Below are 14,533 nucleotides of genomic sequence, written 5' to 3'. Positions count from 1 at the left end.
TTATCCGCCCGCTTTACACAGTCTGAACGGAACAGTGTTGGTAAGTTTACCAGCGCGGTCGCTCACTTAAGCGGCATGCAAAGACAGGGGAAGAAAAGGAAATGATGAATAAAAAAATCGGTTTTGCGTTGTTAGTTACTGCGGTCCTGTTAACCGGCTGTGCGCCGCGTACCGCGCCGATCCAGAATGTTAGCCAGACCGTGGGTCAGAGCTACTCGGATGAGCAAATGAAGCAAGCTATCGTCCAGGCGGGCGCCGCTAACCATTGGGTGATGACGCCAGCGGGTCCGGGCGTGATGAATGGTCACCTGGCCGAGCGCGGACATACCGCGGATATTCGCGTGAACTACACCGCGAACAGTTATCAAATTCAGTATGTCAGCAGCCAGAATCTGAAAGCAGGCAGCGGTCAGATTCACCGCAACTATAACCGCTGGATTCAGAACCTGAGCCAGGGCATCCAGACGCGACTGGCGGTCGAAGCCGCTAAATAAGCGCGAAGCGTGATTGCTGACATAATGTTGTAAAGTTAGCCGTAACGCTGCCGAAATAGAAACAGGCGGGCCACGTGCCCGCCTTGTTAATCGGCGACATCCGCATGGGATGACGGGTATAGAGAGCAAGGAAGGGATGCCGCGCAGCGAAAACCGGACCATCCCTGAGGCTGAAGAAAGAATACAGGTATGAAACTCGCTTACTCCCTTGTTGACTGGCACGCCATCGCGCCGGGCAACAGCACCGCAGAAGAGTGGCAACGTTGGGCGCAACAGGCACCGGCGTTAGATGCCACGCAACCTATCGCGAAACCCCAATTTTTGCCGATGATGACCGCGCGTCGTCTCAGCGCCGGCAGCCGTGCTGCGGTTGAGTGCGGGCTGGCGTTATTGGCGCGGCACAGCGTGGACGCCATCGTCTTCACCAGTCGCCACGGCGAACTGGAGCGTAATCTGCGCATTCTCACCGCGCTGGCGGAACAGCAAGCGCTGTCGCCCACCGATTTCGCCATGTCGGTTCACAACTCAGCGGTGGGCAGTTTGACCATCGCCGCGCGTCAGCCGTTGGTTTCATCCTCGGTTTCGGCCGGTATTGATAGCTTCCAGCAAGGATTGATAGAAGTGGCGGCGCTGCATCAGGCGGGTTATGCGCAGGTGCTGCTGGTGGATTTTGACGGCGTGGTGCCGGATTACTACCGTCCGTGGCTACCGGAAATCGATCGCTTTAATGCGCCGTACGCGGTAGCGCTGCTGCTACGGGCGGGCGAGGCATGGCGTTGCGAAGCGCAGGCCGGCAAACCCGCTGAGCTGCACAACCCTCTGCCGCAAAGTCTGCAATTTCTGGCGGCGATGCTGCACAACACGCCACGTTTTAGCGTGGCCGGCGAGCGCCATCAGTGGCACTGGGAGCGTCTGCATGGTGGATAATTCGCTGACCGAGGCGCGTCCCGGTTTCAACTATTACTGGCGGCTGATGATGACCGCCGTCAGCTTTACGCTGTTCAGTGTGGGCGGCCTGCTACTGTCGCTGATTTGGTTCAATCTGCTGTTACTCGTGCAGCGTGATGGCCTGCGCCGTCGCCATATCGCCCGCAGCAGCATCGCCTGGAGCTTCCGCTGCTTCCTGCGTTTCTGCCGCGTTGTCGGGGTTTACGATTACCAAATCATCGGCGCAGAACAGCTGCGTCAGGATCGCGGCTGCCTGATCGTCGCCAACCATCCGTCACTGATCGATTACGTGATGATTGCGTCGGTGCTGCCGGAGATGGATTGCCTGGTGAAAGCCGAGCTGCAGCACAACATTTTCTTCCGTGGCGTGATTCGCGCCGCCGATTACCTGATTAACAGCGAAGCCGATACGCTGCTGCCAGACAGCCAGCAGCGACTGGCGCGCGGCGATACCATTTTGATTTTCCCGGAAGGCACGCGCACACGTTATGGCGAGCCGCTGAAGCTGCAGCGCGGTGCCGCCAACATTGCGGTGCGCGCGGGCTGCGATCTACGTTTGGTGCACATCAGCTGCACCGAGCGCATGCTCGATAAACAAAGCCGCTGGTATCAGATTCCGCTGGTTAAACCGATTTTTACTGTACGCGTACAATCGCGTATTGCCAGCCACGCCTTTAGTGAAGCCGAAGAGGATACGCAGCCGCTGGCCGCACGTCGTCTGACGCGTCATCTGCAACAGGCGCTGGTGCCTGAAGAGACCAACTAAGTTATGCAAGTACTGATTAACGACATCAAACAGATGATTATCGACACGCTGAATCTGGAAGATATCAGCCCTGACGACATCGAAACCGACGCACCGCTGTTTGGCGAGGGGCTGGGCCTCGATTCAATCGATGCGCTGGAGCTGGGACTAGCGGTGAAAAATCGCTTCGGCGTACAGCTCTCCGCCGAGAGTGAAACGCTGCGCGCGCACTTTTTTTCCGTGGCTACACTGGCCGCGTTTGTTGAACAACAGCAAGCCTGAGAGCAGTCAACATGATGAACAAAAACGAAATTTACCAGGAAGTGGCTTCGCTGCTCACCTCGCTGTTTGAAATTGAGCCGGATGATATTCGTCCGGACGCCCGCCTGTATGAAGACCTCGAGCTGGATAGCATCGATGCGGTCGATATGGTGGTGCATCTGCAAAAGCGTACTGGCCGTAAGATCAAACCGGAAACCTTCCGCGCGGTGCGTACCGTGCAGGATGTGGTGGATGCCGTCGATCAACTGATGCGCGACGAAGCCTGATCGCATGCTGCTGCGGCTGCTAAACGGAGCGGCGCTGCTGGCGTGGCCGTTTCTGGTGTGGTTAACCCTCACCCAGCCACAGTGGCGCGGCGTAACGGGCCTGCTGGCGCTGCTGTTTGTGCTGCGCGTCTGGACGCTGCGCCGTGCCGCCGGGCCGATGGCGCGCGTGATGCTGATGCTGGCGCTGGTGGGCAGCGCGTTATGCCTCGCCAGCCTGCTGCTGCGATCGCAACATCTGCTGCTGTGGTATCCGCTGGTGGTTAATGCATCGATGCTGCTGCTGTTTGGCGCGTCGCTGTGGAGCCCCATGCCGCTGGTGGAACGGCTGGCACGGCTGCGCGAACCGGATCTGCCACCGCGCGCGGTGCGTTATACCCGCCGCGTGACGCAAGTGTGGTGCGGCTTTTTCATCTTCAACGGCAGCGTGGCGTTGCTCACCTGCCTGCTCAATGATGTCACGCTTTGGACACTCTGGAATGGGTGCATCAGCTATCTGCTGATGGGCACGCTGATGGGCGGTGAATGGCTGCTGCGTCAGCGCATAAGGAAACAGGCATGAACTTACATAGCCTCCGCGACTGGCTCAGCGCGCCGGATCGCATGGTGGCCTGGCACGGCCAACAGCAACATACGCTGCACACCTTGCGTCAGCAGGTGCGGGCGCTGGCCGATCGGCTGCAAAACCAGCCCGGCCAATATTGGGCGCTGTGCTTTGATAACAGCTATGCGTTTACCGCCGCGCTGCTGGCGCTGTGGCACGCCGGTAAAACGCCGGTGATCCCCGGACACTGTCGCGCGGCCCAGCTGGAAGAGATGGCCGACAGCCTGGATGGCGTGATCAGCGATATGCCGCTGGCAGTCGCGCTGCCGCAGCTGCGCTGGGACGGCGCGCTGGCGAGCGGTGCGTTACCGCCAATCGCCGCCGACGCCACGCTGGTGTTGTTCACCTCTGGTTCGACCGGCACGCCGCGTCGCGTAGTGAAATCGCTGCGCGCGCTGGATCTTGAAGCCCGCTGGCTCTCCAGCTTGTGGGGCGCACGCTTACGTGATTGCCATGTGATTGCCTCCGTCAGCCATCAACATCTGTATGGCCTGAGTTTTCGCATCGTGCTGCCGATGGCGTTGGGTTTACCCTTTGCCGCGCAGCAAATTTTCTACAGTGAACAGCTGGCCGATCATTCACCCGATCGTCGCTACGCGTTTATCAGCAGCCCCGCGTTTCTGCGGCGTCTCGATCCTGCATTGGCCGGGCCGCGCTGCGAACTGATCGTGTCCGCCGGTGGTGCGTTGCCGTGGACGGCGGCGCAGCATGCGCAACAGGCGCTGAGCTGCACGGTTGATGAAATTTATGGCAGCACCGAAACCGGCGTGATTGGCTGGCGCTCTGCACGTGAGGAGAACGCGCTGTGGCACTGTTTTCCGCAGATTACCCTGCGTGAGCAGGACGCCGGACGCTGGCGGGTATTTTCCGCCTTGCTGGAAACCGACGCCGGTTGCGCGCTCGACGATCGTATCGTGCAGCAGCCGTCCGGCCAGTTTCAGCTGGCGGGACGTCAGGATCGCGTGGTGAAGATCGAAGATAAACGCGTATCGCTGAGTGAAATTGAACGCCGCCTGCTGGCGTTGCCCGGCGTGGAAGATGCCGCCGCGCTGGCGATTCAGCGTCACGGTCGTAACGCGATTGGCGTGGTGCTGGCGCTGCCTGAGATGCTGGATGCGGCGACGCTGCATCAGCTAAAAATTGAGTGGAAACGCGCCCTGCAACCCTGGCTGGAGCCGGTGGCGATTCCGCGCTATTGGCGCGTGGTGACGTCGATTCCTGTCACCGCACAAAGTAAACGCGCCTGGCCACAAATTGAGGAGTTATTTGATGCTGCCGGTTGAACTGCATGCCGAACAGCAGGGCGATGCACTGACATTGCGCCTGCACGTTGTTGCCGATCTCTTTTGGTTTCGCGGCCATTTCCCGACGCTGCCAATCCTGCCCGGCGTGGCGCAGCTCGACTGGGCGCTGCATTACGGCCTGACGCGTTTAGCCATCGGTAAATCTTTCGCCGCGATTGACAATATCAAGTTCCAGCAGCCGGTGCCGCCGGATGCCGAGCTGGCGTTACAGCTGCAGTGGCAGGCAGAAAAATCGCTGCTCAGTTTCAGCTACAGCCTGATCAACGGCGACGTGGCGACGGTGGCCAGCAGCGGGAAGATCCGCCTGTGTTGAGTTCTCACTTCACGCCTTGTGTGCTGATTCCCTGCTATAACCACGGCGCGATGCTGGCGTCGGTGCTGGCGCGGCTGGCACCGTTCAACTTGCCGGTGATTCTGGTGGATGACGGCAGCGATGCCACCACCAAACAGCTGATTGCGGCGCTGGAGGCACCGCAGTTGCGGGTGCTGACGCTACCCCACAATCAGGGCAAAGGCGCGGCGGTGATTGCCGGGATGCGCGCGGCGGCGGCGGCGGGTTACAGCCACGCGCTGCAACTCGATGCCGATGGTCAGCATCAGGTGGAAGACACGCCGCGTATGCTGGCCGAAGCGCAGCGTTATCCGCACTGTCTGATCTCCGGTCAGCCGCTTTACGACGCCTCGATTCCCAAATCGCGCCTCTATGGCCGCTACATCACCCATTTCTGGGTGTGGGTGGAAACGCTGTCGTTCTCGCTGAAAGACAGCATGTGCGGCTTCCGCGTCTATCCGCTCGCGCCATCGCTGGCGTTGTGCGATCGCCATCCAATTGGTCAGCGCATGGATTTCGACACCGAAATCATGGTGCGCCTCTATTGGCAGGGCACGCCGAGCCGTTTTATCACCACGCGCGTGACCTATCCGGCCAGCGGCGTATCGCACTTTGATGCGCTGCGGGACAACCTGCGCATCTCATGGATGCACACGCGGCTGTTCTTCGGCATGTTGCCACGCATCCCGAAGTTACTGCGTCAGCGTAGTGATGCGCAACACTGGTCTGCAACGCCGGAACGACGCGGGCAGAGCGGTTTGCGCTTTATGCTGTGGCTCTATCGCCGCGCCGGACGCTTGCCTTTTATCTTGCTGCTGTGGCCGGTGGTGGCGGTTTACTGGCTAACCGGACGCACCGCGCGCGCCGCCTCGCAGCAGTGGCTGACGCGAGTGCGGGCGATGGCGCAGCGGCAGAACATCGCGCTGCCTGCGCCGCTCAGCAGCTATCGTCACTTTCTGCGTTTCGGCTACAGCATGCTGGATAAAGTCGCTAGCTGGCGCGGCGATCTGCAATGGGGGCGCGACATTGATTTCGCGCCAGGTGCGGAAGCCACCATTCGCGCCGCCGAGGGCAAAGGCCATCTGATTCTGGCCTCGCATCTCGGTGATATCGAAGCCTGCCGCGCGATGGCCAAACAGGTCAGCGGATTGGTGATTAATGCGCTGGTGTTTACAGACAATGCGCAACGCTTCCGCGAGGTGCTGGAGAGCATTGCACCGCAGGCGGGCGTCAATCTGCTGCCGGTCACCGATATCGGTCCGGACACCGCCATTCTGCTGCAGCAAAAACTTGATGCCGGTGAATGGGTGGCGATTGTTGGCGATCGTACCGCCGTGCATCGCCAGCGCGGCGGCGAGCGTCGCGTGGTGTGGAGTGAATTTATGGGCCATCCTGCACCGTTTCCCCAGGGACCGTTTGTGCTGGCGGCGGCGTTGCGCTGTCCAGTGCTGCTGATGTTCGCCCTGCGCGAACAGGGGCGATTGCGGGTGCACTGCGAAGCCTTTGCCGATCCGCTCTCGCTGCCGCGCGCCCAGCGCCAGCAGGCGTTACAGGCCACCGTCGATCGCTACGCCGAACGGTTACAACAGCACGCGCTGATGGCGCCGCTGGATTGGTTTAACTTTTACGATTTCTGGACGTTGCCCGAGGAGAAAAGTCGCGATGAGTGAAAGCAACTACCGCGCTGAGGTGGACATTACCGTGTCGTTTCACGACTGCGATCCGATGGGCGTGGTGTGGCACGGCAACTATTTCCGCTTTTTTGAAGTGGCGCGCGAAGCCTTGCTGCGCAGCGTCAATTACAGCTACGGCGAAATGGCCGCCAGCGGCTACGTCTGGCCGGTGGTCGATACCCATGTGAAATACCGCCAGCCGCTGCGCTGCGAAGAGGTGGTCCGCGTCGTCGCCAGTATCAGCGAATACGAAAACCGTTTACGCATTGATTATGTGATCCGCAACGCGGCGGGGCAGGTGACCACCACAGCACACACGCTGCAGGTGGCGGTCAATGCAGCGACGCAGGAGATGTGTTTTGTCTCGCCCGATATTCTGTTTGAACGCCTGGGAGTGAAACCGTGATCAGAACCCTTTGTCTGCTGCTGCTGGTGATCTGCGCCAACGCCAGCGCGGTCACGCTCGAGCAGTTGCAACAGCGCTTTGCCAGCCAACCGGTGATCCGCGCCAATTTTGTTCAGGTGCGCACCATTGCCGGCATGGCGCAGCCGCTGGTGTCACGCGGTCAGTTGCTGATCGCCCAGCAGCAGGGTTTGTGGTGGCAGCAAGCCACGCCGTTCCCGCTGATGCTGATCCTTGATGATAAGCGCATGGTGCAGAGCATGAGCGGCCAGCCGCCGCAGGTGATCACCGCCGACAGCAATCCGCAGATGTTCCAGTTCAACCATTTGTTGCGCGCGCTGTTCCAGGCAGATGAAAAGGTGCTGCGTGAGAATTTTGCGCTCGATTTCCACGATCTGGGCAACAATCGCTGGCAACTTGGTTTGACGCCGAAAGCCGCGCCGCTGAATAAGATCTTTAACCGTATCGATCTGCAAGGCGAGGCGTTTCTTAATCGCATCACGCTGGATGACAAGCAGGGCGATAAAACCGAGATCACCCTTAGCGCTACCCGTACCGAACCGAAACAGTTAACCGATGAAGAGCGAGCCCGTTTTGCCCCAGCGCAGTGAAAAAGCCGTTGCGCTGCTGTGGCTGGCGGTGTGCCTGACGTTAGCGGTGACGCTGGCGGTTTTGCTGCCGCGCAGCCAGCTGAATAGCAGCGTGCTGGCGTTATTGCCGCAGCAAAACCTCGGCCAGGCGCCAGCGGAGATCCAGCACGGCTTTATGCAGCGCCTCGATCGTCAGCTGGTGTGGCTGGTAAGTGCCAACGATCACCACGGCGATGCGGTTGCGGCCTGGTGGCAAGCGCAGCTGCAAGCCTTGCCGATGCTGAAACAGGTGAGCGGAGCGCTGGATGACGATCAGATGCAGCGCTGGGGCGCCTACGCGTTTCAACATCGCAACGGCTTGATCGATGCGGCCACGCGCGCGCGCCTGCAGAACGGTGGTAACGCGCAGGCCGACTGGATTCTGGCGCAGCTGTTCTCGGCTTTCGCGGGCGTCGGTAGCAAAGAGATCGGCCACGATCCGCTGCTGCTGGTGCGCGGCGCACAGCTGGCGATGCAGCAGAACGCCAATAAAATGCTGCTGCATAACGGCTGGCTGACGGTCAAGGATGCGCAGCAGCGCCGCTGGTATTTCCTGCACGGCGAGCTGGCGAGCAATGCTTTCAGTATCAAAGAGAGCCATCAACTGGTGACCGCGCTCAATCAGCTGGAGCAACAGCTGAAAACCCGCTGGCCGGATGCGCAACTGCTGACGCGTGGCACGGTGCTGTTTAGCGACGATGCCAGCCAGCGCGCGCAGCATGATGTCGAAACCCTCGGCAGCGCAACGTTAGCGGGATTGCTGCTGCTGGTGTGGCTGGTGTTCCGTTCATTACGGCCGCTGGCGCTCTGTGCATTGTCGGTGGCGATGGGCGCGATGGCGGGCACGGTGCTGACGTTGCTCTGTTTTGGTGAGCTGCATCTCACCACCTTAGTGATGAGCCTCAGCATTGTCGGTATCTCTGCCGACTATACGCTCTACTATCTGACGGAACGCATGGTGCATGGCGAGCAAGCCACGCCGTGGCAAAGTTTGCATAAGGTGCGCGGCACGCTGCTGCTGGCGCTCGGCACCACGGCGATTGCCTGGCTGCTGATGCTGCTGGCACCGTTCCCCGGCTTGCGCCAGCTGGCGGTATTTGCCGCCAGCGGATTAAGCGCATCCTGCCTGACGGTGATCTGTTTTTATCCGTGGCTGGTACGCGGTTTACCGGTGCGACCGATTCCGGCCATGGTGTGGCTGGCGCGCTGGCTGGCCGCGTGGCGACGCAATAACGGGCTGAAGCGCGGCTTACCGGCGCTGGTGGCGATCTATGCGCTGAGCGGCATGCTACAACTCAAGGTCGATGATGATATTGCCCATCTGCAAAGTGCGCCGGCGCAGCTGTTAGCGCAGGATCGTCAGCTGGCGCAACTCACCGGTCAGCAGGCCGATCAAACCTGGTTTGTGGTGTGGGGCGATGATGAACAGCAAGCACTGCAACGGCTGAGCGCGCTAACACCGAAGCTGCAACAGGCGCAGCAGCAAGGCTGGTTCAAAAGTTATCGCGTGCTGCCGCTGAGTTCGCTGGCGCAGCAGCAGCAGGATGTAGCGCTGTTACAGCAGGCTGCACCAACCATTCTGGATCGATTGAAGCAGGCGGGCATTACTGTAGCGAATGCCAATCTCAGCGCCATGTCGGTGACCGCCGCCGACTGGCTGGCGAGCCCGCTGAGTGAAGGCTGGCGGCTGCTGTGGCTGTCGCTGCCGGACGGACGCAGCAGCGTGCTGGTGCCGATCGGCGGCGTTAAAAACAGCGCCGCGTTGCAGCAGCTGGCATCCCAGCAGGTGGGCGTCAGTTGGGTTGATCGCAAGGCCAGCTATGATGAACTGTTCCGCTTCTGGCGCACGCTGCTGAGCGGATTGCTGGCGTTGGCATTATTGCTGATTACCGGCAGCTACATGCTACGGTTGGGCGTGAAAGCCGGGATGCGCAGCGCGCTGCCGTCGTGGCTGTCGCTGGCGGCGGCGCTGGCGACGCTGGGCTGGATCGGCGCGAGCCTCAATCTGTTTGCCTTGCTGGCGCTGATTCTGGTGCTGGGCATCGGCATCAACTACACGCTGTTCTTCAGCAATCCGCGCGGCACGCCGTTAACCTCCATGCTGGCGGTGACGCTGGCGATGATGACCACACTGTTAACGCTCGGCATGCTGGTGTTCAGCAGCACCGCCGCCATCAGCGGTTTTGGTACCGTGCTGTGCAGCGGGATTTTTTGTGCATTCTTGCTGGCGCCGTTGGCGCTGGCTCCGGGGAAAAGGAAGCAACGATGAAAATGGGCATTTTGCTGCTGTTAAGCCTGCTGGTAAGCGGCTGCGCGCAGCATCAGAGCGACCTCAATCGGCCAACCGCGTGGCTGAAACCGGGCGTGCGCGTCACGCTGCCGGCGCCGGGCATCTCGCCCGCGTTTCAGCAGCAGCAGTTGCTGACCGGCCACGCCAAAGGCAAAACCCAGTCGCTGCTGGTGCTGCTGAGCGCGGATTCACAGCAGCTGAGCCTCGCCGGTTTGTCATCGCTTGGCATTCGCCTGTTCCGCGTCACCTATGATAAAAACGGCATTCACACGCAGCAGATGATGGCGCTGCCGGAAATGCCGCCCGCCAGTCAGGTGTTGGCGGATGTGATGCTGAGCCACTGGCCGATCAGCGCGTGGCAGCCGCAGTTGCCGCGTGGCTGGACGCTGACCGACATCGACGATCGGCGCGAGCTGCGCGATCCCGCCGGCAAGGTGGTGACGCTGATTCGCTATCTGCAACGCGGCGAGTTGCGTGAGCCGATCAGCATCGATCAACGTGCGTTTGGTTATCAGATTCAAATCCAACATCTGGATGCCTCATCATGATTTACATCTCCGCCTTTGGCATGGTGAATGCGCTGGGCAACAACCTGGCGCACATCGCCACACAGTTGCAAGCGGGCCACGCGCCCGGTATGCAACCGCGTGACGGCTGGCTGCAAGACGGCAAACGCTGCTGGCTGGGCGAAGTGCAGGGCGCGTTGCCGCTGATTCCTGCCGCGCTGGCGGCGCATAACACCCGCAACAATCAGCTGCTGCTGGCCGCGCTGGCGCAGATACGCCCGGCAGTGGATGCGGCGATCGCGCAATATGGGCGCGATCGCGTGGCGATTGTGCTTGGCACCAGCACCTCCGGCGTGGATGAAGGCGATCGTCAGGTGGATGACGCCTTGTCGGGCTACGATTACCGCATGCAGGAGCTTGGCGATCCATCACGCTTCCTGGCGCATTTTTTAGCGCTGGACGGTCCGGCTTACACCATTTCGACTGCCTGCTCATCCAGTGCGCGCGCCATAATTAGCGGCCAACGTTTGATTGATGCTGGTTTAGCGGACGTGGCGCTGGTGGGCGGCGCGGATTCGCTAAGTCGTATGCCGATTAACGGCTTCGCCAGCCTGGATTCACTCTCTGAACGTCACTGCGCGCCGTTTAGCGCCGATCGCGACGGCATTTCGATTGGTGAAGCTGCCGCGCTGCTGCTGCTGACGCGCGAAAAGCAGCCGCTGGCGCTGCTCGGCTGCGGTGAATCGTCGGACGCGTGGCACATGTCGGCACCGCATCCTGAAGGCGTCGGCGCTGAGCGCGCTATGCTGATGGCGCTGCAACAGGCGGGTTTACAGCCGCAGGATGTTGGTTACATCAACCTGCACGGTACCGCCACGCCGCTGAACGATCAGGTGGAATCTGCGGTGATTCATCGCCTGTTTGGTGAACGCGTGCCGTGCAGTTCAACCAAACACCTGACCGGCCACACGCTGGGCGCGGCGGGCGCCACCGAAGCGGCTTTAGCCGCACTGATTCTGCAGCGGCAGCTGCCGCCGCCGCCGCAGGATTTCTCGCTGGCGGCACACGATACTTCGCTGCCGGCGTGCGGTTTGATCACCACGCCGCAGCCTTTGGCGCGCCCGGTGATTGCCTCAAATTCGTTTGCTTTTGGCGGGAACAATACCTGCCTGATTGTAGGAAAGCCTTATGAGTGATTTTCTGCCGGTAGATGCTTATCTGCCGCATCGTGCACCGATGCTGCTGCTGGATCGCGTCATCCAGGTTAGCGACGACAGCGTGATCTGCGAAGTCAGTATCAACGCGACAGGCGTGCTGGCCCCTTTTCTCACCGCACAGGGCGATTTACCGGCGTGGTACGGCGTGGAGATCATGGCGCAGACCGTTGGCGTCTGGTCGGGCTTTCATGTGCGTCAGCGCGGCGGCGATGAGATTCGTCTCGGCATGCTGCTTGGCGGACGCGGTTATCGTGCCAGCCGCGCCGCTTTCGCCGCCAATAGCACGCTGCGCGTTGAGATGCGCCTGCTGATGCGTGACGACCGATTGGGCAGCTTCGAAGGGGAGATCCGCTGCGGCGAGGCGATCATCGCCAGCGGGCGGCTGAATACCTATCAGCCCAATGAACACGAGTTAATTCAATTGCAACAAGGAGTTCAGCCATGACACGCAGCGTTTTAGTGACCGGCGCAAGTAAAGGTATTGGCCGCGCCATCGCATTGCGTCTGGCGCAGGATGGCTTTGAAATGGTGGTGCATTATCATCGCGACAGCGCCGGTGCCGCGCAGACGCTGGCTGAGATTGAGGCGGCAGGCGGATGTGGGCGCACCTTGCAGTTTGACGTGGCGCAGCGCGATGCCACACGCAGCGCACTGGAACAGGATATCGCCACGCATGGTGCCTACTACGGCGTGGTGAGCAATGCGGGCATCACGCGCGATGCGGCGTTCCCGGCGCTGACCGATGACGAGTGGGACAGCGTGATCCACACCAATCTCGACAGCTTCTACAACGTGATTCATCCGTGCGTGATGCCGATGATTGGCCTGCGCAAGGGCGGACGCATTATTACGCTCTCCTCGGTCTCGGGGATCATGGGCAATCGCGGCCAGGTCAACTACAGCGCGGCCAAAGCCGGCATTATCGGTGCCACCAAAGCGCTGGCGATTGAGCTGGCGAAACGCAAAATTACCGTTAACTGCATCGCACCCGGCTTGATTGATACCGGTATGACCGATCTTGAGCCGCTGGTGATTGACGAGGCGATGAAGCTGATCCCAATGAAGCGCATGGGCGCGGCGGATGAAGTCGCCGGACTGGCCAGCTACTTAATGTCGGACATCGCGGGCTACGTCACGCGTCAGGTGATTTCAATCAATGGAGGTATGCTGTGATTCAGCGCGTAGTGGTAACCGGCATGGGCGGCGTGACCGCTTTTGGTGAGCGCTGGAGCGCGGTGGCTGAGCGGATCAAACAGGGCAAAAATGCGGTGCGCCATATGCCGGAATGGCAAGTGTACGACGGCTTGCACACGCTGCTCGGCGCGCCGGTGGACGACTTTACGCCGCCAGCGCATTACACGCGCAAACGCATTCGTTCGATGGGGCGCGTCTCACTGATGGCAACGCGCGCCACCGAACTCGCGCTGGAGCAGGCCGGTTTGATCGATCATCCGGTGCTGACCAGCGGTGAAACCGGCATTGCTTACGGCTCCTCAACCGGCAGCACCGGACCGGTGAGTGAATTTGCCACTATGCTGACGGAAAAGCACACCAACAACATTACCGGCACCACTTACGTGCAGATGATGCCGCACACCACCGCCGTTAACGCGGGCCTGTTCTTTGGCCTGCGCGGCCGGGTGATCCCGACGTCCAGCGCCTGTACGTCGGGCAGCCAGGCGATCGGCTATGCCTGGGAAGCGATTCGTCACGGTTATCAAACCGTGATGGTGGCGGGTGGGGCGGAAGAGCTGTGTCCATCCGAAGCGGCGGTATTTGACACGCTGTTCGCCACCAGCCAGCGTAACGACGCGCCGCACACGTCGCCCGCGCCGTTCGACCAGCAGCGCGACGGATTAGTGATTGGCGAAGGTGCAGGCACCTTGATCCTCGAATCGCTGGAACATGCGCAGGCGCGCGGAGCCACCATTTATGCCGAGCTGGTGGGTTTCCACACTAACTGCGATGCCGCGCATATCACCCAGCCGCAGCGTGAAACCATGCAGATTTGTATCGAGCGCGCGCTGAAAACCGCCGGTGTCACGGCGGAGCAGATTGGCTATATCAATGCCCACGGCACCGCCACCGATCGCGGCGATATCGCCGAGAGTCAGGCCACCGCAGCGATTTATGGCAACAGCACGCCAATCTCTTCGCTAAAAAGCTACTTTGGCCATACGCTGGGCGCGTGCGGGGCGCTGGAAGCCTGGATGAGCATTGAGATGATGCGTGAAGGCTGGTTTGCGCCGACGTTGAATTTGTCACAACCGGCCGCTGAATGCGGTGAACTTGATTACATCATCGGTGAAGCGCGCCAGATTGAGACAGATTACATCCAATCCAATAACTTCGCCTTTGGCGGGATTAACACTTCGCTGGTGTTTAAACGCTGGCGCGAAGGCTGATAGCAGGTCGCCATGAATGGCGCTTGTTAGTTAAGTCCGCGACGAACGCATGCCGGATGCTTCGGTACATGTTGTTGAAAAGGGCACAGTTGCTAGAGGCGCTGGCGCGTCTGCTGCGGCAAAAGGGCTATTCGCAGCGCTGAGGCTTTTACGTTGGGCCAGGAGCCTCACGTATGGATGCGTGAGGCAGTTCGGGGTCGGCCAGGGAAGGCCGATCCGCGAACGGTCCGTTGGCACGACATGGAAGCCGAAGGCACCGCGCTAGCGGCGCGAGGACGGCCCGTGACGCAGCAGATGTGTCAGAGCCCGCTACCTAGTCAAAGCAAAACCCTTTCTTCAGTGATAAGCATTGGTCGCCATGAATGAATGGCGACCCTACAAGCCCGGGCAGGGTACCTATTGCACCACTCCTCCATGATATGAAGGTAAAAAGTGGGAT

At 60.5% G+C, this 14,533-nt stretch carries 17 protein-coding genes; all 17 read left to right on the top strand.

What is annotated here, in order from left to right:
* Positions 1–104 precede the first annotated feature (104 nt).
* The gene (locus ACVLVH_RS15680) at positions 105–494 is read left to right on the top strand and encodes a hypothetical protein (protein ID WP_167391170.1); all 390 of its coding nucleotides are present in this window, start codon (positions 105–107) and stop codon (positions 492–494) included.
* Positions 495–683: 189 nt separating this feature from the next.
* Positions 684–1,421 carry a beta-ketoacyl synthase chain length factor gene (locus ACVLVH_RS15675; protein WP_137385538.1) on the top strand — a complete coding sequence of 246 codons (738 nt, stop codon included), beginning with the start codon at positions 684–686 and terminating at the stop codon, positions 1,419–1,421.
* A complete protein-coding gene (locus ACVLVH_RS15670) occupies positions 1,411–2,208 on the top strand; it encodes a lysophospholipid acyltransferase family protein (RefSeq protein ID WP_192413704.1) in 798 nt (265 codons plus the stop codon). The genes ACVLVH_RS15675 and ACVLVH_RS15670 overlap by 11 nt, the downstream gene beginning before the upstream one ends.
* A gap of 3 nt (positions 2,209–2,211) precedes the next feature.
* Entirely contained in the window at positions 2,212–2,469 is a 258-nt protein-coding gene (locus tag ACVLVH_RS15665; RefSeq protein ID WP_007887282.1) for a phosphopantetheine-binding protein, read from the top strand.
* An 11-nt stretch (positions 2,470–2,480) separates the two neighbouring features.
* On the top strand, positions 2,481–2,735 hold the full coding sequence (locus tag ACVLVH_RS15660; RefSeq protein ID WP_101760886.1) for an acyl carrier protein: 255 nt from the start codon (positions 2,481–2,483) through the stop codon (positions 2,733–2,735).
* A gap of 4 nt (positions 2,736–2,739) precedes the next feature.
* Positions 2,740–3,294: a COG4648 family protein gene (locus tag ACVLVH_RS15655; RefSeq protein WP_192413701.1), complete on the top strand. Its 555-nt coding sequence runs from the start codon at positions 2,740–2,742 to the stop codon at positions 3,292–3,294.
* Positions 3,291–4,619, top strand: a complete 1,329-nt coding sequence (locus ACVLVH_RS15650) for an AMP-binding protein (RefSeq protein ID WP_192413699.1) — start codon at positions 3,291–3,293, stop codon at positions 4,617–4,619. Before ACVLVH_RS15655 ends, ACVLVH_RS15650 begins: the two co-directional genes overlap by 4 nt.
* Positions 4,606–4,953 (top strand): ApeI family dehydratase, encoded by a 348-nt coding sequence (locus ACVLVH_RS15645; RefSeq protein WP_110865895.1) that lies wholly within the window; start codon positions 4,606–4,608, stop codon positions 4,951–4,953. Before ACVLVH_RS15650 ends, ACVLVH_RS15645 begins: the two co-directional genes overlap by 14 nt.
* Complete coding sequence (locus ACVLVH_RS15640) at positions 4,947–6,641, top strand: glycosyltransferase family 2 protein (RefSeq protein WP_192413697.1); 1,695 nt, start codon at positions 4,947–4,949, stop codon at positions 6,639–6,641. The genes ACVLVH_RS15645 and ACVLVH_RS15640 overlap by 7 nt, the downstream gene beginning before the upstream one ends.
* The gene (locus ACVLVH_RS15635; protein ID WP_192413695.1) at positions 6,634–7,050 is read left to right on the top strand and encodes an acyl-CoA thioesterase; all 417 of its coding nucleotides are present in this window, start codon (positions 6,634–6,636) and stop codon (positions 7,048–7,050) included. Before ACVLVH_RS15640 ends, ACVLVH_RS15635 begins: the two co-directional genes overlap by 8 nt.
* Positions 7,050–7,658, top strand: coding sequence for an outer membrane lipoprotein carrier protein LolA (locus ACVLVH_RS15630; protein ID WP_370445552.1), 609 nt, complete (start codon positions 7,050–7,052; stop codon positions 7,656–7,658). Before ACVLVH_RS15635 ends, ACVLVH_RS15630 begins: the two co-directional genes overlap by 1 nt.
* Positions 7,624–9,945 carry an MMPL family transporter gene (locus ACVLVH_RS15625; RefSeq protein WP_192413693.1) on the top strand — a complete coding sequence of 774 codons (2,322 nt, stop codon included), beginning with the start codon at positions 7,624–7,626 and terminating at the stop codon, positions 9,943–9,945. Before ACVLVH_RS15630 ends, ACVLVH_RS15625 begins: the two co-directional genes overlap by 35 nt.
* Positions 9,942–10,514, top strand: coding sequence for a DUF3261 domain-containing protein (locus ACVLVH_RS15620; protein ID WP_101760878.1), 573 nt, complete (start codon positions 9,942–9,944; stop codon positions 10,512–10,514). The genes ACVLVH_RS15625 and ACVLVH_RS15620 overlap by 4 nt, the downstream gene beginning before the upstream one ends.
* Positions 10,511–11,668 carry a beta-ketoacyl-[acyl-carrier-protein] synthase family protein gene (locus ACVLVH_RS15615; RefSeq protein WP_192413691.1) on the top strand — a complete coding sequence of 386 codons (1,158 nt, stop codon included), beginning with the start codon at positions 10,511–10,513 and terminating at the stop codon, positions 11,666–11,668. The genes ACVLVH_RS15620 and ACVLVH_RS15615 overlap by 4 nt, the downstream gene beginning before the upstream one ends.
* Positions 11,661–12,134, top strand: coding sequence for a hotdog family protein (locus tag ACVLVH_RS15610; RefSeq protein ID WP_192413689.1), 474 nt, complete (start codon positions 11,661–11,663; stop codon positions 12,132–12,134). Before ACVLVH_RS15615 ends, ACVLVH_RS15610 begins: the two co-directional genes overlap by 8 nt.
* A complete protein-coding gene (locus ACVLVH_RS15605) occupies positions 12,131–12,862 on the top strand; it encodes a 3-ketoacyl-ACP reductase FabG2 (protein ID WP_192413687.1) in 732 nt (243 codons plus the stop codon). Before ACVLVH_RS15610 ends, ACVLVH_RS15605 begins: the two co-directional genes overlap by 4 nt.
* A complete protein-coding gene (locus ACVLVH_RS15600; RefSeq protein WP_192413685.1) occupies positions 12,859–14,094 on the top strand; it encodes a beta-ketoacyl-ACP synthase in 1,236 nt (411 codons plus the stop codon). Before ACVLVH_RS15605 ends, ACVLVH_RS15600 begins: the two co-directional genes overlap by 4 nt.
* Positions 14,095–14,533: the final 439 nt, after the last annotated feature.

This window comes from Kluyvera sp. 1366, from assembly GCF_054823405.1.
Note: the sequence above shows the minus strand (reverse complement) of the source record. Positions and strands in the feature narration are given on the sequence as shown.

Bases quoted from the DNA above. Each gene is read 5' to 3' on its own strand.
- ACVLVH_RS15680 (WP_167391170.1), top strand. From the start codon at position 105: ATGAATAAAAAAATCGGTTTTGCGTTGTTAGTTACTGCGGTCCTGTTA.
- ACVLVH_RS15675 (WP_137385538.1), top strand. From the start codon at position 684: ATGAAACTCGCTTACTCCCTTGTTGACTGGCACGCCATCGCGCCGGGC.
- ACVLVH_RS15670 (WP_192413704.1), top strand. From the start codon at position 1,411: ATGGTGGATAATTCGCTGACCGAGGCGCGTCCCGGTTTCAACTATTAC.
- ACVLVH_RS15665 (WP_007887282.1), top strand. From the start codon at position 2,212: ATGCAAGTACTGATTAACGACATCAAACAGATGATTATCGACACGCTG.
- ACVLVH_RS15660 (WP_101760886.1), top strand. From the start codon at position 2,481: ATGATGAACAAAAACGAAATTTACCAGGAAGTGGCTTCGCTGCTCACC.
- ACVLVH_RS15655 (WP_192413701.1), top strand. From the start codon at position 2,740: ATGCTGCTGCGGCTGCTAAACGGAGCGGCGCTGCTGGCGTGGCCGTTT.
- ACVLVH_RS15650 (WP_192413699.1), top strand. From the start codon at position 3,291: ATGAACTTACATAGCCTCCGCGACTGGCTCAGCGCGCCGGATCGCATG.
- ACVLVH_RS15645 (WP_110865895.1), top strand. From the start codon at position 4,606: ATGCTGCCGGTTGAACTGCATGCCGAACAGCAGGGCGATGCACTGACA.
- ACVLVH_RS15635 (WP_192413695.1), top strand. From the start codon at position 6,634: ATGAGTGAAAGCAACTACCGCGCTGAGGTGGACATTACCGTGTCGTTT.
- ACVLVH_RS15625 (WP_192413693.1), top strand. From the start codon at position 7,624: ATGAAGAGCGAGCCCGTTTTGCCCCAGCGCAGTGAAAAAGCCGTTGCG.
- ACVLVH_RS15620 (WP_101760878.1), top strand. From the start codon at position 9,942: ATGAAAATGGGCATTTTGCTGCTGTTAAGCCTGCTGGTAAGCGGCTGC.
- ACVLVH_RS15615 (WP_192413691.1), top strand. From the start codon at position 10,511: ATGATTTACATCTCCGCCTTTGGCATGGTGAATGCGCTGGGCAACAAC.
- ACVLVH_RS15610 (WP_192413689.1), top strand. From the start codon at position 11,661: ATGAGTGATTTTCTGCCGGTAGATGCTTATCTGCCGCATCGTGCACCG.
- ACVLVH_RS15605 (WP_192413687.1), top strand. From the start codon at position 12,131: ATGACACGCAGCGTTTTAGTGACCGGCGCAAGTAAAGGTATTGGCCGC.